Below are 19451 nucleotides of genomic sequence, written 5' to 3'. Positions count from 1 at the left end.
ATGGCCACGACGTCCGCCGAACCGCAGGTTCGATTTGTCAGTGTCTTTGCAGCAGGTCCGGAAGGCGGCAATCCTGCCCCGATCGTGGTCGACGCTGCCGGCATGAGTGATGCAGAGATGCAGCAGGTCGCGCGCGCTTACGGCCACGAAAGCGGATTTGTATTGCCGCCTCCGCCGGGCTCCGACTGCGATTTCGAGTTTCGTTTCTGGGTGCCCAATCATGAGATGTCCATGTGCGGACACGCAACGGTCGGCGCGACATGGCTGCTTCAGCGGCTCGGCCGGCTGCAGCGCGATCGGATCACGATCCTGACGAAGAGCGGCCGCGTCCATGCGCGGATCAGCCAATCAGACGAACAGGATATCTCGGTCGAGGTCTCGCAGCCTGCAGGGATCGTCGAGCCGCTTCCCGATACGCCCCGAAGCGTCGATGACATTCTCGACGTCCTCGGCATCGGCGCCGATTGCCTCGCGCCCTTCCCGATCCAGAATGCACGCACCAGCCGGGTCAAGACCCTCATTCCTTTGAAGAGTGTGTCCATCCTCGACGGCCTGAAACCTGACTTCTCGAGGATGGAGCGCCTGTGCAATGGCATCGACTCCACCGGTCTCTATCCCTACGCCGTGTCCGACCGGGACGCTCAGATCATCGACGCACGCCAGTTTCCGAGTTCATCAGGCTACCCGGAAGATGCGGCAACAGGCATTGCAGCCTCCGCTTTGTCATTCGGTCTCCTCGCGAACCGGATGGTGGACGCGTCGGAACGCCAGATCACCATTCGTCAGGGACGCGCCATGAATCGCCCCTCCGCGATCACGGTGCGGTTCAGCTTCGATGACGGCGATCTCAACGGCTGCTGGCTCGGCGGCGCCGTTCAGCCGACCGAATGCCAGAAGATTGCGTCATGACGAGCAAGGGACAGCCCTCGGCTTTCGAAGCCGACTATGGCTTTGCGCGAAGCGACGTTCGTCTCGATAACTGGCGTCAGGCCCCCTGGAATGTCTGGGCATTTCGTCACGTATCCGAACTCATTCCGACGGCACGCATCGCAGCGACGCCGGGACTGATCGAGGATCCCCCCGTCGATCCCGGAGACTTGCTCAAGCAGACATTCTCTGTCGGTGGAGAAACGGCTGGTGTCGTGGATGTGCTGCGCAGGACTTCGACCGATGCCCTCGTCGTGACGAAATCCGGCCGTGTCGTTGCAGATTACCATGCGCCGAATTTCACGGCGCAATCGCGGCACATTCTGTTCTCCGCGAGCAAGTCGGTGACATCGATCGTCGCGGGAATTTTATACAGTGGCGGCCTGATCGATTTCGACGAGACGGTCTCGCACTACGTTCCCGAACTCAAATCCTCGGCTTTTGCAGATGCGCGGATACGCGATGTCCTCGACATGCGGGTCAGCCTCGATTTCGAAGAGACCTATCAGGATCCCCGCGGCGATTTCGCGCGGTACCGCCGCGCCGGCCTGCTCGAGCCGTCGGTGCCGGGAGATACTCCGGACTCACTGATCGCTTTCCTCGCTACGCTGCAAAAGGGCCCCGGCGATCACGGGGGCTCCTTCCACTACTGCTCGCCGAATTCGGATGTGCTGGGTCTGGTGATCGAGCGCGCCTCGGGCCAGCGTTTCGCCGACTTTGCCGCCGCGCGTTTGTGGCAACCGCTCGGCGCGCGGCAGGATGCCTATATCACCGTCGATGCGATCGGCAGCGCCCGGACCGGTGGCGGCTTCTGCATGACAACGCGCGACCTCGCCCGTATCGGCGAGATGATGCGACTGGGCGGCGTCGCTAACGGCCGCCGGATTGTCTCGCAGGATTGGGTGTCGGATACGATCGCGAACGGCTCTGCCGAGGCCTGGCGCGCGGGCAAGTTCGTCGAACGGCTGCCTGAAGGTCGCTATCGCAACAAATGGTACCAGACCGGCAACGCAAGCGGCGCGTTCTTCGCGCTCGGCATTCACGGACAATATCTCTATGTGAATCCGCGCGCCGAAATGGTCGTCGCAAAATTCTCATCCCAGCCGGAGCCAGTGGACAACGACCTGAAACGGCTCAACCTCGCGCTGTTCGATACGCTTGCGAGATTGTGCTGATGAAGCCGTGTGAGCCGTCCATCGCCGCAATGTTGGGATTTGTCGCTGGCGGAGACCGGCTTCGCGCCTAGCTGTCGTCCGAGCGCACCGACGAAGGATGCCGGCACAACGGCGTCACGCTGATGCGCATGAAGGGGAAGAGCGGCAATGTCGACAGAATGTCGTGCAGCGCCTCATTGCTCGCCACATCGAAAATACTGACATTGGCGTAACGTCCGGCGACCCGCCAGAGATGGCGCCACTCGCCGCTCTTCTGCAGTTCCTGCGCGCGTTCACGCTCGGTCTTTTTCAGTTGCTCGACCACCTCGGGGGCGAGACCCGGCGGGATCTGAACGTCCATTTCCACCTGAAAAAGCATCGATCAAACTCCTGTTGTTGTGCCGGCCGGTTGAACGCGCGGCGCGTAGCCATCGCGGCGGAAGAATGCGACACGGTCCATGTCCAGCTCGACGCCGATGCCGGGCGCCGTCGGCACCTGCAACACGAAGTCGCCATAGCGGAGCGGCGTCGCGAGGATCTCTTCGGTCAGGAGCAGCGGGCCGAACAGCTCAGTGCCCCATGCCAGTTTCGGCAGCACGGAGAAAACCTGGGCCGACGCCGCGGTGCCGACACCGCCTTCCAGCATGGTGCCGCCATAGAGGCCGAGACCCGCGGCATCGCCAATAGCAGCCATCTTCACGGCATCGTACAGACCGCCGGCCTGATTGATCTTCAGGGCGAACACATCCGCAGCACCGCGCGCCGCGATGTCGAAGGCATCCGTCGTGCCATGCAGTGCCTCATCCGCCATGATGGGGACGGCATAGCGACCGCTGAGGCGGGCCTGTGCACCGCGATTGTCGCGCGACAGAGGCTGCTCAATGAGGTCCACGCCGGCCGCCTCCAAGGCGGGAATGCCGCGGCGTGCCTCGGGCTCGCTCCAGGCCTGGTTCACGTCCACCCGCACGCTGGCGCGATCTCCGAGGGCGCGCTTGATGGCCGCCACATGTGCCACGTCATCGTCCACGGACCGCAGGCCGATCTTCAGCTTGAAGATATTATGGCGGCGCGCATCAAGCATCCGCTCGGCTTCCTCGATGTCGCGCGTGGTATCGCCGCTGGCCAATGTCCAGGCGACCGGCAAGGTGTCGTGCATGCGCCCGCCGAGCAGCTCGGACACCGGCAGGCCCAGGCGCTTGCCGAGTGCGTCCAGCAGCGCCGTCTCTACCGCGCATTTGGCAAAGCGATTGCCTTTGACCCGTCGCTTCACGTCAGCCATGAGCGCGGCGACGCGTGACGCATCCATGCCGATGATGGCCGGAGCGATATAGGTGTCGACGGTGAGCTTGATGCCCTCGGGGCTCTCCTCGCCGTAGCTGAGGCCGCCGATGGTCGTGCCCTCGCCGATTCCGACCGTTCCGTCGGAGCAGCGGATGATGACCAGAACCAGGGTCTGGCTGTTCATCGTATGCATCGACAATCGATGGGGGCGGATTGTCGGCACATCGACCAAGATGGTCTCGACCTGGTCGACGCGGACTGCCACGCTGGTGCTCATGAGGGGCATCTTCCTGTTGTCCATGGATGGGGCCTTGAACGGATCGCCGCTACCTTCCCGGCGCCCCGTCGCTTTGCCATCTGCTATCGCGCGCTACTTCTTGATGAGCGGGCAGCGCGACGCCGATAGCGGCTGGAACGCGTCGTCGCCGGAGACGGTCGCAAGCAGCTTGTAGTCGTCCCAGCGCGCCTTCGATTCCGACGGCTTTTTCACTTCGAACAGGTACATGTCGTGCACCATGCGGCCGTCCTCGCGGATCCGGCCGTTCTTCGCAAACATGTCGTTGATCGGCGTATCCTTCATGACCTTCATCACGGCCGCGGAATCGGTGGTGCCTGCCTTCTTCACCGCGTTCAGGTAGGTCGTGACGGACGAATAGACGCCGGCCTGCGCCGAGGTCGGCGCGCGCTTGGTCCGCTCCATGAAACGCTTCGCGAATGCGCGCGTTTCGTCGTTGAGATCCCAATAGAACGCCTCGGCCAGCAACAGGCCCTGCGCGGTCTCAAGCCCGACGCTGTCGATGTCGGAAATGAAGGCCAGCAAGGGCGACAGCTTCTGCCCGGACTGGGTCAGGCCGAACTCGGCGGCCTGCTTGATCGCATTGATGGTATCGCCGCCCGCATTGGCGAGGCCGATCACGCTGGCCTTGGTGCTCTGCGCCTGGAGCAAAAACGACGAGAAATCCGAGGTGTTGATCGGGTGCTTCACACTGCCGACAACCTTGCCGCCCGCCTTGGTGACGATGTTCGAGGTGTCGCGCTCCAGCTCCTGACCGAACGCGTAGTCGGCCGTGAGGAAGAACCAGCTATTGAGGCCGCGCTTCACGGTGGCGAGGCCGGTGACGCTGGCCAGCGCGTAGGTGTCATAGGTGTAGTGGACGATGTAGGGACCGCACGCCTCGTTGGTCAGCCTGACAGCGCCGGGACCATTGAACATGATGATCTTGCCGCGCGTCCTGGCCATTTCCGCAGCAGCCAGCGCCGTGGCAGAGCCAGCCACGTCGACAATGGCCTCGACACCTTGGTTGTCGAACATCTCACGGGTGAAATTCGCGGCCAGGTCGGACTTGTTGAGATGGTCGGCGACCACGATCTGGACCTTGCGCCCGAGAACCTCACCGCCGAAATCCTCAATGGCCATCTTGGCTGCGGTCTCGCTGCCCGGTCCCGTAATGTCGGCAAAGAGGCCGGACATGTCGAGGACTGCGCCCAGTTTCAGCGGTGCGGCGCTTTGTGCCATGGCGGCCGAGGTGGCGACGAGCATGACGGATGCCGTCAGGCCTGAAAGTAGCTTCTTCACATCATTCTCCATCAGCGCTCTCATCCTGAGTGCGCGTCTCTTGCTTGATATTCGTCAGTGATTGATCGCCGTATGTGTCAGGCGTCTGTCGTCACTGGCTGCCGCGAATGCCCGCCGTCTCGACGATCTGCTTCCATTTGGCGCTTTCCTGCGCCAGATGCGCAGCAAGTTCCTGGGGCGACGACGCGATGACGCGCCCGCTGACATCGGCGAAACGCTTCTGCACATCCGGATCCGCCAGAACCTTGCGGATATCGCCGCTGATGCGCTCCGCCAGCGCCGGCGGCATCTGGCCCGGACCAAAAATGGCCCACCAGTTGGCAAGTTCGAAGCCCGGCAGACCGGATTCGCTGATCGTCGGCACGTCAGGCAGTGCGGCGATGCGCTCCTTGCTGGTGACGGCAATGGCACGGAGGCTGCCGCCCTGCACCTGCGGAAGCGCCGTCGAGGCGTTGTCGAACATCAGGTCGATCCGGCCGGCCATCAGATCTGTCAGGGCCGGCGAGGAGCCACGATAGGGAACGTGGGTCATCTCGACCTTGGCCTGCTGCCGGAACACTTCCGCCGCCAGATGCAGGGAAGAACCCACGCCGGCTGAGCCATAGGTGGCGCCACCCGATGCCGCTTTTTCTTTCGCGAAGGCGATCAGATCCTTGATGTTCTTGATCGGCGACGAGGGCGGCACAAGCACCACGTTCGGCGTCTCGAGCGCCAACGTCAGCGGTGTCAGATCCTTCACGGGATCGTACGGCATCGACTTGAAAAGCCACGGATTGACGGCCACGGCGATCGACGCGAGCACCAGCGTGTAGCCATCGGGGGCACTCTTGGCGGCAGCGTTGATGCCGATATTCGATCCGGCCCCGCCCCTGTTTTCGACGACGACCTGCTGGCCCCAGGTCTGGCTCAGCTTTTCCGCAATCGTGCGGCCGATGATGTCGGCGGCACCGCCGGCGGCGAAGGGAACGATCAACTGGACCGGCTTGGTCGGATAGTCCTGCGCCGTCGCACGGTTTGCGCCCAGGGCGATACAGCAAGCCGCCACCGCGGCGTGGGTCGCGCGGGCAAGTAAGGTGCGTCGTGACAGCATGAAAGAGCCTCCCAGTCGGTTCTTATGTTTCGACGGCCGCGCACAAGCGTGCCGGCCAGGTCCGATATTGACAAACACTGGCACGGGACGCGTGATAGGCCAACACAGTCAAAACTATAGATGCGATAGAAGATTGTAATCGGCTATGGATCCCAGACGTCTCGGCTATTTTCTGGCAATCGCGACCCACAAGCGCATGGCGAAGGCTGCGGAAGCCCTCGGCGTCGCCCAGCCAACGCTGTCGCAGCAGATACGGGCCCTCGAGCAGGACCTCGGCACCGTTCTGTTCAACCGGACGCCCCAGGGCATGCAACTGACCGAGACAGGACATGCACTGCGCGAGCATGCACAACGTTTGATGGTTCAGACCGAAGCGGCGCGCACGGCAATCGCCGAGCTGGAGGGCGGCATGGCCGGCACGCTGCGTGTCGGCGTCATCTACACCTACAGCACGACATTCCTGCCGAAGATCATCGGCAGCTTCGGCGAGAAATATCCTGAGGTTCGGCTCAGCGTGGAGGTCGGCTCCGCAAACGATGTCGAGCAACGCATCCTGTCCGGAGATCTCGATCTCGCGATTGCTTTCGCGCCGCCCCAGCACGCGGAGTTGGGCGTCGACCTGTTGTTCGAGGAGCGGCTCGTCCTGGTGCTTGCGAAGTCGCAAAATCAATCACGACAACAGTCGATCACGCTGCAGGCGCTCGCCCAACGTCCGTTGGCACTTTTGACCCCCGCCTTTGCGACCCGCCGCATTCTCGACCAGTCACTGCCGCCCGATATACAGCTCGACGTGCGCGTGGAAATGAACTCAGTCGAGGCCTTGATCGAACTCGCGAAATCGGGAGGGCTGCCGACGGTTCTTGCCGACCGAAGCCTGAACGCCCGAAAGGACCTCGCGATCATTCCGATCGGGCCTCCGTGGATACGCCGTTCCGGAGCCTTGCTGTGGGATGCCCATCGCTACCAGACGGCGGCCGCGCGCGCTTTCATGGCGATCGCCCGCAAGACGACCAAAAGCGCGCAGACGACGCGCGCGCCGTAGCGACCAATAGCGAACGTCGACGCCGGATCTGTCGTTCCTCAGCGCGAGCTGCGCGCGACGCCTCCCCGTTCGTTTTCGCGAGGGCATACGCTCCAGATTGTCTGAAGCTGACCAGATTCGGCTTCATTCCATATGGAAAGGACAGCGGCACACAACATGATCCGCGCAAAGACGCAGCCGGCTTGCACGTGCTGCTTGATCGTTCAATCCCGTGGGACGAACTAAGCAGCGACCTCGATCACGGATATCTTCGACATCAAGCGGCATTCCCGCCTATAAATAGACCACGACGATCCGTTCCAGATTGCAAGCGAACGCGACGATCACATCAGGAGGAAGCCCAATGAAGACTGCTTACGCAGCCCGCCAGACCCCCTACACGCTCGCACCGGAAGATGCGCTGAACGACCTGCGCATGTCTGAACAGGTTCGGCCGCTTTACGATCATGTTCGCAGATTCATCGCGACCACCGTCGAGCCGATGTCCCATGAATTCTATCACGCTGGCGAGAAGAAGACCGACCGCTGGTCCTTCACGCCCGAGCAACTCGAGATCCTTGGCAAGGCGAAGAACAAAGCCAAGGAAGAAGGCCTGTGGAATTTCTTTCTTCCCGATGCCGACACCGGCGAGGGCCTGAAGAATCTCGATTATGCCTATATCGCCGCCGAGCTCGGCAAGAATCCGCTGGCGTCGGAAAGCATGAATTGCTCCGCGCCGGACACCGGCAATATGGAAGTGCTCGAACGCGTCGGCACGCCCGCCCAGAAAGAGAAGTGGCTGAAGCCGCTGCTGGCTGGCGAGATCCGCTCCGCCTACGCCATGACCGAGCCCAATGTAGCGTCGTCGGATGCGAAGAACATCTCGACGTCAGCGAAGCTCGTCGGCGACGAATGGGTCATCAATGGCGAGAAATACTATATTTCCGGCCTCGGCGATCCGCGGTGCAAGATCATGATCGTGATGGTCAAGACCAACCCGGATGCAGCGCCCAGCAAGCAGCAATCGCAAATCCTGGTGCCGGTCGACACGCCCGGTGTCGAGATCATCGGCCCCATGCATGTGTTCGGCCATGATCACGCGCCACGCGGTCACATGCATATGCGCTTCAACGATGTGCGGGTGCCGAAGGATAATATCCTGCTCGGCGAGGGCCGCGGCTTCGAGATTTCGCAGGTGCGACTCGGCCCGGGTCGCATCCATCACTGCATGCGCACCATCGGCAAGGCCGAGAAGGCCCTCGACATGATGGTTGCCCGCGGCCTGACCCGCGAGGCTTTCGGCAAGAAGATCGCGCATCTCGGCGGCAATCTGCAGATCATCGCCCAGGCGCGATGCGAGATCGAGGCGATGCGGCTGATGGTCTTGAAGGCTGCCAAGGCGATGGACGTGCTCGGCAACAAGGACGCCCGTATCTGGGTCAGCATGGTCAAGGCCATGATCCCCGAACGCGCCTGCAAGATCATCGACCAGGCGATCCAGATGCACGGCGCCACCGGCATCTCGCAATGGACGCCGCTGGCCGAAATGTACACCGACGTGCGCCATTTGCGATTTGCTGACGGCCCGGACGAGGTTCACTGGATGGTCGTCGGCCGCCACGAACTGACGCTGTAGTTCGCGACAGGTTGCCGCTGGGCTGCCAAAATCCAGCGGCAACCGAACAAGATGTGTGTGTGTGACGCGTGCCCTCGCCTGCGTCTTACCAGAAGCTCCGCTGCGCCGGACGTATGGTTCGTGGACCAGCCTGCCGCGGTACGTCGGGTTGCCCCATCCCGATACGCGAGAAAAAGGAACCGAACCCGTCGTCGTTGTCGTCGCTGCTCGCCATGAGATCCGGGGGTGGCGTCGGTTTGCGCGTGATGAAGCCACCTTGCGGCTGGTTGCTGAGCACCACGACGAATTCGGTGCGATAGTTGGTCTCGGTGCTGAGCGGCTCGTCGGAAATAACGATCGACGACCGCGGCAGCGCAGTCGCGGCGATCCGGTCGAGCACTTCCTGCGGAATGGTGATGCGGTCGAGGGCGGCCTTCGCGCTATCGCCTTCGTCGATCGTGACGGCGCTCCAGCGCAGGCCTGCGTCGTTCCGGGCCATTGCCGTAAACACATGCGTGCCGATCGGCCTGCCGGGGTCGCGGATGGTGATGGGAACTTCGATGCTTGAATCGAATACTTCGCCGCCGCCATCCGGCGCCGGCTTGTGCGTGTTGCGCCGGACGTAAAGCATCTGCGTCTCGCGGCTGATATAGATCGAGACCGGCTCGAGCGCGAGTTTCGCATCGCTCGCTGCCTTGGCAGTGGCAACCTTTTTGGTCTCGGCCGCCTTGGCGGCGTCCTTCGCGGCGGCCGCGGCATCGAGCTTCGACGCCGTATCGGCCTTTGCGGTTTCGAATTGCGCCCCAAGCTCCGCGGCCCTGGCGGCGGCCTTCTGCTTTACGTCCTCCGCCCGTGCCTTGGCCTCATCGGTCTTTGCCGCAACGACGGCCTTGTCTGCGGATACGAGCTCGACATCCGCGCGCGCCTTCAGCGATTGCAGCTTGCGCAGGGCTGCCGGCAGCGGCTTCGTCTCGCGCGCCGAGGTCGCTGCGAGTTTCTTCGTCGCGTCCGCGGCAGCAGCGGCCTCCGCAGCCTCGCGGGCGAGCACCTCGACACGGCCCGGAGCAGCGGCGATGGCTTCCGCTTTCGGCATCAGAAGCGCCGGATGGGAGAACTCGACGGGCGCCGCGTCATTCGGCGAGATGATCACCCGCATCCCGATCCGCGTCTTGTCGAACAACCTGTCCGCGAAGCCGTACGGCATCCGCACGCAGCCGTGCGATGCGGCATAGCCGGGCAGCGGCCCGCCATGCAGTGCGACGCCGTTCCATGTGATCCGCTGCATGTTCGGCATGGCAGCATCGTCATACATGTTGGAGCGATGGTCCTTGTTCTTCTCGAGAACGGCAAAGACGCCTGCCGGCGTCTCGCGGCCGGACACCCCGGTCGAGACCGGCGCGCGCGTGATCCAGCCATCGGCGTCGTAGAATGTGACCTGCTGGCTCTTGATCGACACGATCGCCATCATCGGCTCGCCTGCTTCGCGCGGCGCAGTCGCCTCGACGACGCGGGCGGCACGCGGCTGCTTTGCGGCGGCTCCGGCCGCCGGAGCGGCTACCGCAATCATTGCTGCCAACACCACGACGGGAGATATCCAGTGCCGCATCCCGACGTTGGGTTGCGCCGTCGCCAATCGATTTGCCATTCAGTGCCCCGGTCAAATGCCTTCCGATCGCGAATCGTACAGGCGTCTGATTGCGATTGTATCAATTCGCCGCCGCTTCGCTTGCCCGATGTCTCGTTGACGCGGCGAGCGCGGCGAAAGTTCATTCGTAGCCGACAAACGGCGCCAGACAAAGGTGGCTCACTGCCACACCCGGCACGCGGTCGACTGCGAAATCTGGACAAAACGGCGGTTGGGGCCGGAGTTCAAAATGAGCCGAATGCGGAGCCCATGGCAATCACGGCGGCAAGAGCGACAACCGAGCCCACGATGCCGACCATCACAATGTCGAGATAACTTTGGCGATGCGTCAGGCCGCAGATCGCGAGCAGGCTGACGACCGCACCATTGTGAGGGAGAATATCCAGAGTGCCGGAGCCGATCACAGCTACGCGGTGTAGCAACCCGGGATCGATCCCTTCCCGCGTAGCAACGTCCATATAGGTCTGACCGAGTGCATCCAGCGCGATTGTCAGTCCGCCGGATGCCGAACCTGTCAACGCGGCGAGCAGGTTCGTGGAAACGGCCAACGACACCAGCGGGCCACCTTTAATGCCCAGCGCCCAGTCCCGCACCATGTCAAATGCAGGCAGCGCTGCGATGACAGCGCCAAAGCCAACGAGGCTCGCGACAGTCAGCGCTGGCAGTACGGACGCGTTGGCCCCGGCATCCATCGTTTGCCGCAGTGCAGGCAATCGCGTCCAGTTACAGATGACGACTGTCGCGGTCGCTCCTGCGAGCGCGACGACAACGGACCACACGCCGGCAACGGCAGATAGAGACGTGCTGCCCCAGCGCTGCTCGGCCAGGAAGGAGACATCAAGCCGGGGCAGCACAACGAGCGACATCACGAGATTGACGACGACGACGACAACCAGGGGAAGAACGGCATTGACGACAGGCACTTCCGCTTCGCTGCGATGCCCATGGGATATTTCGGCCGGGTCGAATTCGCGCGCCGTCGTAGCACGCCCGCGCAAGCGCTCGTCATCGGCAGCGGCGCTGGTCGCGATCGACAATTCTTCGCCATAACCTTCATTCGCCTGTCGTGCCGCTTTCTCGGCGCGAAGCAACCACCACAGTCCAATACCCAGCATGATCAATGACGCGATCATGCCGAGGCCCGGCGCCGCGAAGGGCGTGGTGCCAAAGAAGGGCATGGGTATCGCATTCTGAATCGATGGCGTGCCCGGCAAGGCTGACATGGTGAAAGTGGATGTTCCGAGAATTACAGTCGCTGGCACGAGGCGGCGCGGAATCCCCGCGGCGCGAAACAGCGACTGGGCCATCGGAACGATCACAAAAAATGCGACGAAAAGGCTGACGCCACCATAGGTGACCAATGCCCCCGAGAGCACCACGGCGAGGATGACCCGGCGCTCGCCAAGGCGGCGGGTGATGAAGTTCGCGACCGCAGTGACCGCGCCGCTGTCGTCCATCAGCTTCCCGAATACGGCGCCGAGCAGAAAGATGGGAAAGAACTGAGCAAGAAACTGGGCTGCGCTGCCCATGAAGGTCTGCGTCCAATTGGCAAGCAATGGCTCTCTGCCGAAAGCCGCCGCAACCAGTGCGGAGAGCGGCGCAAGCAGCAGAACACTCCACCCCCGGAAAGCCAGCCAGATGAGAAGACCAAGCCCGACGAGAATGCCGAGAAGCCCCATGACGTCAGCACTCCGCCAACAGGATGTCGAGATCGGCCGTCGAACGCTCGCCAAGATCGGCGCCATGCGCGTCGAGAAAGTCACCGGCCGCTTGCCGCCCCTCGTCGCGCAGCTTGGATAGGAAGGCCCATTCGGCGTTGAGCTTGGATGACGCAGCGAAAGTCGCGAGCAGATCGCTCTTGATCCGGTGCGTCTTCATTTGAGCCCAGCGGGCGCCCTCCCCGGTGCCGGGATCCGCCACCTGACGAAGCAGCGCAATCATCCGCAGCTCCTTTGCCAGCGGCGAGTTGAATGAAATTTCATTGAGACGATTGAGGATGTCTGCAGCCGTGCGCGGCTCCTCCAGTCGCTCGGTCGGATTGATCTGCACGACGATCGTGTCCTGCGCATCTGTCTCGCGAACAAGCGGCGTGATCGTGGGATTGCCCGCATAGCCCCCGTCCCAATAGGCTTCGCCTTCAATCTCGATCGCGCGGAACATCGTTGGCAGGCATGCCGACGCAAGCAGCACATCCGCGGTGATCTCGGCGTTACGGAAAATTCGCCCGCGACCTGTTCGTACCCGCGTGGCCGTTACGAAGAGTTTGATCGGCGCACCGGCGAGACGTTCGAAATCGATGCTCTCGGCCAGTATCTCGCGCAACGGATTGTAACCGAGCGGATTGAGATCATAAGGCGACAGGACTCGCGACATCAGATCGGCGAAGAGATAGGCCGGAGAAGTGTCGAGCGACCAGCGTCCCATGAGGCGGTCGAGGGGTGAGCGTTGAAACGGACTGAAGGCCGCGGCACGCGAGACGCGCCGCCAGTATTCGTCCAGAGCCTCGCGTGCTCCGTCGGCACCGCCGGCGGTCCAACCGTCCGCCAGAACGGCAGCGTTCATCGCTCCTGCCGATGTTCCGGATATGCCGGCAATTTGCAGCCACGGCTCCTCAAGCAGCCGATCGAGGACACCCCACGTGAATGCGCCATGCGAGCCTCCGCCCTGGAGCGCCAAATCCACGAGTACCTGCCTTCGGTTCATCATGCAGCTTCTCCAACTGCCGAGAGACACGCTGGTAGCCAACCGTCGAGCACTTCAGAAACCACGCGCCGAATAGGCGTGGCCATAATAGACTTGGAAAGTCTGCTTCAGGTCGTCTTCGACCGAGCCCTGCGACCTCTGCGTGCTATTTGATGCCCACCTCGCGCCAAAAGCAACCTGCCGGGGCCTGGCCAGAAACATCGTACTGGACCCGACAATCGCACGCGGCGACCTGCAGAAGGACCTTGGCAGAGGCAAATACCAGGCCGACGCTCCGTGAATGAGGCAATGGGCGGCGCTGAAAATTTGAGCCGTACCGAGATGGCACAGCTTCGAGCAAAGGATGATTACGGCGTCAGGAGCTTGTTGTACTTCGCCACATCGCGCGTCACCAGCTGCTGCAGCACCTCCGGTGCATGCTCATTGGCGTCGGGCGCCACAGTCGACAGATCCTGGAAACGCTTTTTCACCAGATCACTCTCAACCGACGCGCGAGCAGCGGCATTCAGCTTGGCGATGATCTCTGGCGGTGTCCCCTTCGGCGCGAACAGGCCATTCCAGCCCTGCGCCTCGAAGTCGGGCAGCCCTGCTTCTGCCGAGGTCGGCAGATCGGGCAGCGTCGCCAGCCGCACGGTGGAGCCGACCACGATGCCCTTCACCAGCTTGTCGTCGATGGCCTGCGAGACGGAGGCCGCTGAATCGCAAACGCCGTCGATCTGGCCACCGATGGCATCAGTGAGCGCGGGCGCCGCGCCGCGATAGCCGACCAGCGTGACGTCGATGCCGGCGGCCTGCACGAAGCTCTTGCAGATCAGGTAATTCGAGGAGCCAATCCCGGCATGGCCGAGATTGACCTTGCCCGGATTGGCTTTGGCATAGGCGATGAAGCCCTTGAGATCACTCGCCGGGAAATCCTTGCGCAGCGCCACGACGCCGAAGGTCTTGGCCACCATGCCGATGGAGGCAAAGGAGTCCGGCGTGAAGGACAGTTTTGGGTAGATCGTGTAGGTCGCCGCACTGGTGCCGGCATTGCCGATGGCGATGGTGTAGCCATCGGGCGCAGACCGCGCCGCGCGGGCCAGCGCCGTGGAGCCACCGGCGCCGACGACGTTTTCGATGATGATGGTCTGGCCCAGCGTCGCCGCCATCTGCTCGGCCACCGCACGCGCGATGACGTCCGACGTGCCGCCCGCCGCGAAAGGCACGATCATGGTGATGGGGCGTTTGGGATAATCATCGGCAGATGCCGAGACGCTCGTCCCCAGCACGAGCGCAAGCGTTGCGGCGAGCTTCGACAGCCGCGCCACAGCGGCGATCACGCAGCGCGCTCCAGATGCTCGACAAGACCCGCGAACAACCCGCGGCCGTCGGTGCAGCCCATGATGTCTTCGACGTGATTTTCCGGATGCGGCATCATGCCGAGCACGTTGCCCTTCTCGCTGACGATGCCGGCAATCGATGCGGCGGCACCATTGATGTTGTGCAGATCGCCAACTTCACCTGTCGGCGAGCAATAGCGATAGAGCACGCGGCCATCGCCTTCGAGGCGGTTCAGCGTTTCGGCATCGGCGGTGTAGTTACCCTCGCCGTGGGCAATCGGCACGCGGATCACCTGACCGGCATTATAGCCACGGGTAAACGCCGTGTCGGACCGTTCGACACGCAGATGCACGTCGTGGCAGAGGAATTTCAGCTTGGCATTGCGCATCAGGATGCCCGGCAGCAGGCCGGACTCGCACAGGATCTGGAAGCCATTGCAGACGCCCATCACCAGGCCGCCATCGGCCGCAAACTTCCGGACGGCGTCCATCACCGGCGAGCGTGCCGCGATGGCGCCGCAGCGCAGATAGTCACCATAGGAGAAGCCGCCGGGGACGACGACGAGATCGGTGCCCTTGGGCAGCGCGGTCTCGGCGTGCCAGACCATCGTCGAGTCATTGCCCGACGCCAGTCTGAGCGCCCGCGCCATGTCGCGTTCGCGGTTGATTCCGGGGAAGACGAGAACGGCGGATTTCATAGCGATAACCTGGCTCAGAGCACTTCGACGCGATAGTTTTCGATCACCGTATTCGCCAGCAGCTTGTCGGCCGCGGCCTTCAGCGCCTCTTCGGCTTTCGCCTTGTCGGCGCCGTTCAGTTCGATGTCGAACACCTTGCCCTGCCGCACAGAGGCAATGCCATCGACGCCGAGCGATTTCAGCGCGCCTTCGATGGCCTTGCCCTGCGGGTCAAGGATGCCGTTCTTCAGGGTAACAGTTACGCGGGCTTTCACGTGATATCCTCAGCTCTTGACCAGTACCGGGCCGGTGCCCATCGGGCGTTCGTTTTCGGAGAGAATGCCGAGACGCTTGGCGACCTCGGTATAGGCCTCCAGCACGCCGCCGAGATCCCTGCGGAAACGATCCTTGTCCAGCTTCTCGTTCGACTTGATATCCCACAGCCGGCATGAGTCGGGCGAGATCTCGTCGGCGACGATGATGCGCATCATGTCGTTTTCGAACAGGCGGCCGCATTCCATCTTGAAATCGACGAGACGGATGCCGATGCCCAGGAAAAGACCCGTGAGGAAGTCGTTGACGCGGATGGCGAGCGCCATGATGTCATCGATTTCCTGCGGGGTGGCCCAGCCGAACGCCGTGATGTGCTCTTCCGAGACCATCGGGTCGTTGAGCTGGTCGTTCTTGTAATAGAACTCGATGATCGAGCGCGGCAGCTGGGTGCCTTCCTCGATGCCGAGACGCTGCGACAGCGAGCCTGCCGCCACGTTACGCACCACGACTTCCAGCGGCACGATCTCGACTTCGCGAATCAGCTGCTCGCGCATGTTGAGCCGGCGGATGAAATGGGTCGGCACGCCGATGTCGTTCAGATGCTGGAACAGGTATTCCGAAATCCGGTTATTGAGGACGCCCTTGCCCTCGATCACCTGGTGTTTCTTGGCATTGAACGCGGTCGCGTCGTCCTTGAAGTGCTGAATCAGAGTACCGGGCTCGGGGCCTTCATACAGGACCTTGCCCTTGCCTTCATAAATGCGACGTCGACGGCTCATGGGGATGTACCGGGTGTTGTTGAAATCCATGGATGTGGTGTGCTCCGAATAACGGGATCGACCCACGACGGAGCTGCCGTGAAGGCCAGGAACGGGAAGAAACAGAACGAGAACCGGGCCTGCAGGCAACCTACCCGATCGGCCCTGCCAGTACAATCGACCCGGCCCGCCCAGCGGGGGTTTACCCCAACCTCGCGCAAGCCTGGTCCGATAAGCCTCGCCCGATACCGTCTTGCCTGCGACCTTGCGGCCGATTGTTCCAACGGTATCTCGACCTTATTTAAGCTCCGAACCGGCGTTTACAACGTCGTCCTGACCGCCCAACAACCCCGACGGGAACTTTAACCATGTCATCATTCGACAAGCGCGGCGAAGCCTTCGAGAACAAGTATGCGCTCGATGAAAGCCAGAAGTTCAAGGCCGAGGCCCGCCGCAACAAGCTGCTGGGCCTGTGGGTCGCCGAGCAGCTCGGCAAGTCCGGCGACGAGGCCGCCGCCTATGCCAAGGAAGTCGTCGCAGCCGATTTCGAGGAAGCCGGCGACGGCGACGTGGTGCGCAAGGTGCTCGCCGATCTCACCGCCAAGGGCATCGCGATCACCGAGCCGCAGCTGCGCGTGAAGATGGATCAGCTGACCGCTGAGGCCGTCGCGCAGGTGAAGGCGGGTATCTGAGGTCAACAGCTTCGAGTTGCAGCGAGACATCTCGCTGCAACTCACAACGTTTCATAGAGCCGCGCATCGTATGATGGCGCGGCTCTTGTCTTTTGAAACGTTCCAGACTCGCAGGGTCTCGCTGAAGCTTCCGAATTGCGATCTGCAAATTCTGAAACGGAGTCGCACAGCGTGCCGATGGCGGCTCGCAGGCGCGTGCTACAAATTGCTCAAAATGCACGTTGATTGTTCAATCGTGTCGCGGCTCACCTTGCGACTGCATCACCGAAGACACACAGGCTCGCGAATCTCGTCGCTTTAGAGCGATTCAACCTCCCATTCGAAGTTTTCATTCAAAGCTACTGCTAGATCGCCTGCGCATGTTTCTCAAACGCGAAGGCGACACAAAGTGACGACGGACAACCATTGCAATCTCGACAGCAACGCACGCAGCATCTTCAGGGTGCGCCGCGCGTATTGGTTGATCGGCGCGACGTTCCTGCTGGGCGATCTCTCCACCGATATGTCGGTCGCCAACGCACAATCGAGCACGGCACTGCCGCCTGTCACCGTCGAATCGCCGACACAGGCACGCCGGCCCGCACGTGCTGCGAGCACCACGCCGAGCCGGGCGCGCACTGCCGCCGCCCGCCGCAATGCCACGCCGCCGCCCGCCCCGCCGACACCGACCGAGCGCACGATCGCCGCTGCTGCCGCCAAATATGAACAGATCCTCGGCTATCGTGCGATGCCCGATGCGACAACCCTGCGCGGCGCGACGTCGCCGCTCAACACGTCGCAGGTCGTCAACGTCGTGCCGCAGCAGGTGATCAGCGATCAGCGTCCGCGCAATCTCGATGACGCGCTGATCAACATCTCCGGCATCACCCAGACCAACACGCTGGCCGGCACCCAGGACGCCGTAATCCGGCGCGGCTTCGGCGACAACCGCGACGGTTCGATCATGCGCAACGGCATGCCGATCGTGCAGGGCCGCTCGTTCAATCCGGCTGTTGAAAGCATCGAAGTGCTGAAGGGACCGGCGTCGCTGCTCTACGGCATCATGGATCCCGGCGGCATCGTCAACACCATCAGCAAGCGGCCGGAGCTGTACCAGCACGGCGAGGTGACGCTGGAAGGCGCGACCTATGGTTCGCGCAGCGGAGCCAATGCGACCGTCGATATCACCGGACCGCTCGGCAAGGACGGACTCGCCTATCGCTTCGTCGGTTATGGAATCAACGAAGACTACTGGCGCAACTTCGGCACCCGCAAGGAGACGCTCTACGCGCCGTCGCTGGCCTGGTATGGCGACACGACCACGGTTCAGATCAACTACGAGCATCGCGACTTTTATTCGCCATTCGATCGCGGCACGGCCTTCAACAGCGTGACGAAGGCGCCCTTCGCCATTCCGGCGACACGCCGCATCGACGAGCCATATAACAGCATGTGGGGCACGTCAGATCTCATCCAGGCCTCGGTAGATCAAAAGATCAATGAGGACTGGAAGGTCTATGCGGGCTACAGCTACAACGTCGAAACCTATAATGCCGCGCAGTTGCGCAATACGGTGGTCAACCCGACCACCGGCATCGCGACACGCAGCAATGACGGCACCTACGGCGCACTGACGTCCTCCAGCTTCGGCACCGGTTATATCCAGGGCGGATTCTGGATCGGCGGTATGCGTAACGAAGTGCTGTTCGGCGGCGATGCCCAGTATCGCGTGATCTATCGCAAAGATCTGGTCCGGCAGGGGGCCGCAAATTTCAACATCTTCAACCCGGTTTACGGCCGGCAGTTGCCCGGCACCACGGTCAGCGCCGACGACAGCGACCAGACCGACAAGCTCAGCACGCAGTCTTTGTTCTTCCAGGACACGCTGCATCTGACCAATCGGGTCGCCGTGGTCGGCGGCGTGCGTTATATGACGTTCGACCAGCTGGCGGGGCGCGGGCGCAATCCGTTCATCGCCAATACGGACCTGTCCGGCAACAAGGCATTACCGCTCGGCGGCGTGATCCTGAAGGTCACCGACGAAGTCTCGCTCTATGCCAGCTACACGGAATCGCTGAAGCCGAATTCGACCATCGCTCCCAACGGCGCGGTCTTCGACTCGCAGACGAAGCCCGAGGAAGGCGTGTCGTGGGAGACCGGCATCAAGTTCGATATCAACAAGCGCCTGTCAGGCACGGTCGCGCTGTACGACATCGACAAAAAGAACGTGATGCTGTCGCAATACAATACGGTCACCACGACCAACGAGGCACGCACCGCGGCTGCAGCGCGCTCACGCGGTGTCGAAGTCGACGTTACCGGCAAGCTAACTGACAGCTGGAGCATGATCGCCAGCTATGCCTATACCGATGCGATCTTGACGCAGGACTCGCAGTACACCGGAAACCACCTGCAGAATGTCGCCCTGAACACCGGGTCGCTCTATCTCGTCTATGATTTCGGCACGATGCTGCCGGGTCGTCTGCGCGTCGGCGCCGGTGCACATTATGTCGGCGATCGTCCCGGCGATGCTGCAAACAGCTTCGTGTTGCCGTCTTACACGGTGGCCGACGCCTTTGCGACCTACGAGACGAAATACCAGACTCTGCCCGTGATCTATCAGTTCAACATCAAGAACATCTTCGACAAGGTCTACTATCCGTCGGCAGTGAGCCTTCCCAACGTTGCCCTTGGCGATGCGCGGCGCTTCTCGCTGGCAGCGACGGTAAAGTTCTAAGGCA

The 19451-nt window shown here is 62.3% G+C and carries 17 protein-coding genes; 6 read left to right on the top strand and 11 right to left on the bottom strand.

Annotated features, from left to right (window positions below):
* Together AC1DUY_RS14545 and AC1DUY_RS14540 are read left to right on the top strand one after the other, a co-directional pair.
* Positions 1-909, top strand: a complete 909-nt coding sequence (locus AC1DUY_RS14545; RefSeq protein ID WP_478115108.1) for a PhzF family phenazine biosynthesis protein — start codon at positions 1-3, stop codon at positions 907-909.
* On the top strand, positions 906-2102 hold the full coding sequence (locus tag AC1DUY_RS14540) for a serine hydrolase domain-containing protein (protein ID WP_478115106.1): 1197 nt from the start codon (positions 906-908) through the stop codon (positions 2100-2102). The genes AC1DUY_RS14545 and AC1DUY_RS14540 overlap by 4 nt, the downstream gene beginning before the upstream one ends.
* Positions 2103-2169: 67 nt before the next feature.
* Here AC1DUY_RS14540 and catC read toward each other — a convergent pair whose 3' ends face one another.
* The 4 genes from catC to AC1DUY_RS14520 all read right to left on the bottom strand — a co-directional run bounded on the left by catC (position 2170) and on the right by AC1DUY_RS14520 (position 6028).
* Entirely contained in the window at positions 2170-2460 is a 291-nt protein-coding gene (gene catC / locus AC1DUY_RS14535; RefSeq protein WP_478115104.1) for a muconolactone Delta-isomerase, read from the bottom strand.
* 3 nt (positions 2461-2463) lie between these two features.
* Entirely contained in the window at positions 2464-3639 is a 1176-nt protein-coding gene (locus AC1DUY_RS14530) for a muconate/chloromuconate family cycloisomerase (protein WP_478115102.1), read from the bottom strand.
* 93 nt (positions 3640-3732) lie between these two features.
* Complete coding sequence (locus AC1DUY_RS14525; RefSeq protein WP_478115100.1) at positions 3733-4938, bottom strand: ABC transporter substrate-binding protein; 1206 nt, start codon at positions 4936-4938, stop codon at positions 3733-3735.
* 91 nt (positions 4939-5029) lie between these two features.
* Positions 5030-6028, bottom strand: a complete 999-nt coding sequence (locus tag AC1DUY_RS14520; protein ID WP_478115098.1) for a Bug family tripartite tricarboxylate transporter substrate binding protein — start codon at positions 6026-6028, stop codon at positions 5030-5032.
* A gap of 145 nt (positions 6029-6173) precedes the next feature.
* Here AC1DUY_RS14520 and AC1DUY_RS14515 point away from each other — a divergent pair, with 145 nt between their 5' ends.
* Positions 6174-7070, top strand: coding sequence for a LysR substrate-binding domain-containing protein (locus AC1DUY_RS14515; RefSeq protein ID WP_478115096.1), 897 nt, complete (start codon positions 6174-6176; stop codon positions 7068-7070).
* 343 nt (positions 7071-7413) lie between these two features.
* Positions 7414-8685, top strand: a complete 1272-nt coding sequence (locus AC1DUY_RS14510) for an acyl-CoA dehydrogenase family protein (RefSeq protein WP_478115094.1) — start codon at positions 7414-7416, stop codon at positions 8683-8685.
* Between the two features lie 85 nt (positions 8686-8770).
* Here AC1DUY_RS14510 and AC1DUY_RS14505 read toward each other — a convergent pair whose 3' ends face one another.
* The 7 genes from AC1DUY_RS14505 to purC all read right to left on the bottom strand — a co-directional run bounded on the left by AC1DUY_RS14505 (position 8771) and on the right by purC (position 16060).
* Positions 8771-10309, bottom strand: a complete 1539-nt coding sequence (locus tag AC1DUY_RS14505) for a L,D-transpeptidase family protein (RefSeq protein WP_478115092.1) — start codon at positions 10307-10309, stop codon at positions 8771-8773.
* Between the two features lie 224 nt (positions 10310-10533).
* The gene (locus AC1DUY_RS14500; RefSeq protein ID WP_478115090.1) at positions 10534-11988 is read right to left on the bottom strand and encodes a GntP family permease; all 1455 of its coding nucleotides are present in this window, start codon (positions 11986-11988) and stop codon (positions 10534-10536) included.
* Positions 11989-11992: 4 nt separating this feature from the next.
* The gene (locus tag AC1DUY_RS14495) at positions 11993-13012 is read right to left on the bottom strand and encodes a patatin-like phospholipase family protein (RefSeq protein ID WP_478115290.1); all 1020 of its coding nucleotides are present in this window, start codon (positions 13010-13012) and stop codon (positions 11993-11995) included.
* Between the two features lie 347 nt (positions 13013-13359).
* Positions 13360-14331: a tripartite tricarboxylate transporter substrate-binding protein gene (locus tag AC1DUY_RS14490; RefSeq protein ID WP_478115088.1), complete on the bottom strand. Its 972-nt coding sequence runs from the start codon at positions 14329-14331 to the stop codon at positions 13360-13362.
* Positions 14328-15029, bottom strand: a complete 702-nt coding sequence (gene purQ / locus AC1DUY_RS14485) for a phosphoribosylformylglycinamidine synthase subunit PurQ (protein WP_478115086.1) — start codon at positions 15027-15029, stop codon at positions 14328-14330. The genes AC1DUY_RS14490 and purQ overlap by 4 nt, the downstream gene beginning before the upstream one ends.
* Positions 15030-15043: 14 nt before the next feature.
* Entirely contained in the window at positions 15044-15283 is a 240-nt protein-coding gene (purS, locus tag AC1DUY_RS14480; protein ID WP_089265033.1) for a phosphoribosylformylglycinamidine synthase subunit PurS, read from the bottom strand.
* 9 nt (positions 15284-15292) lie between these two features.
* On the bottom strand, positions 15293-16060 hold the full coding sequence (gene purC, locus AC1DUY_RS14475) for a phosphoribosylaminoimidazolesuccinocarboxamide synthase (RefSeq protein WP_170849540.1): 768 nt from the start codon (positions 16058-16060) through the stop codon (positions 15293-15295).
* 347 nt (positions 16061-16407) lie between these two features.
* Between purC and AC1DUY_RS14470 the strand changes: the two genes are divergently transcribed.
* Both AC1DUY_RS14470 and AC1DUY_RS14465 read left to right on the top strand, forming a co-directional pair.
* Entirely contained in the window at positions 16408-16731 is a 324-nt protein-coding gene (locus AC1DUY_RS14470) for a DUF1476 domain-containing protein (protein WP_089265035.1), read from the top strand.
* A 502-nt stretch (positions 16732-17233) separates the two neighbouring features.
* Positions 17234-19447, top strand: a complete 2214-nt coding sequence (locus AC1DUY_RS14465) for a TonB-dependent siderophore receptor (protein ID WP_478115288.1) — start codon at positions 17234-17236, stop codon at positions 19445-19447.
* Positions 19448-19451 lie beyond the last annotated feature (4 nt).

The organism is Tardiphaga sp. P4_G1 (assembly GCF_056401215.1).
Note: the sequence above shows the minus strand (reverse complement) of the source record. Positions and strands in the feature narration are given on the sequence as shown.

Coding starts and splice junctions, on each gene's coding strand:
- AC1DUY_RS14495 (WP_478115290.1), bottom strand. CDS start 13,012: ATGAACCGAAGGCAGGTACTCGTGGATTTGGCGCTCCAGGGCGGAGGC.
- AC1DUY_RS14540 (WP_478115106.1), top strand. CDS start 906: ATGACGAGCAAGGGACAGCCCTCGGCTTTCGAAGCCGACTATGGCTTT.
- AC1DUY_RS14530 (WP_478115102.1), bottom strand. CDS start 3,639: ATGAGCACCAGCGTGGCAGTCCGCGTCGACCAGGTCGAGACCATCTTG.
- purC (WP_170849540.1), bottom strand. CDS start 16,060: ATGAGCCGTCGACGTCGCATTTATGAAGGCAAGGGCAAGGTCCTGTAT.
- AC1DUY_RS14510 (WP_478115094.1), top strand. CDS start 7,414: ATGAAGACTGCTTACGCAGCCCGCCAGACCCCCTACACGCTCGCACCG.
- AC1DUY_RS14515 (WP_478115096.1), top strand. CDS start 6,174: ATGGATCCCAGACGTCTCGGCTATTTTCTGGCAATCGCGACCCACAAG.
- AC1DUY_RS14520 (WP_478115098.1), bottom strand. CDS start 6,028: ATGCTGTCACGACGCACCTTACTTGCCCGCGCGACCCACGCCGCGGTG.
- AC1DUY_RS14545 (WP_478115108.1), top strand. CDS start 1: ATGGCCACGACGTCCGCCGAACCGCAGGTTCGATTTGTCAGTGTCTTT.
- AC1DUY_RS14465 (WP_478115288.1), top strand. CDS start 17,234: ATGTCGGTCGCCAACGCACAATCGAGCACGGCACTGCCGCCTGTCACC.
- AC1DUY_RS14500 (WP_478115090.1), bottom strand. CDS start 11,988: ATGGGGCTTCTCGGCATTCTCGTCGGGCTTGGTCTTCTCATCTGGCTG.
- AC1DUY_RS14470 (WP_089265035.1), top strand. CDS start 16,408: ATGTCATCATTCGACAAGCGCGGCGAAGCCTTCGAGAACAAGTATGCG.
- AC1DUY_RS14505 (WP_478115092.1), bottom strand. CDS start 10,309: ATGGCAAATCGATTGGCGACGGCGCAACCCAACGTCGGGATGCGGCAC.
- purQ (WP_478115086.1), bottom strand. CDS start 15,029: ATGAAATCCGCCGTTCTCGTCTTCCCCGGAATCAACCGCGAACGCGAC.
- catC (WP_478115104.1), bottom strand. CDS start 2,460: ATGCTTTTTCAGGTGGAAATGGACGTTCAGATCCCGCCGGGTCTCGCC.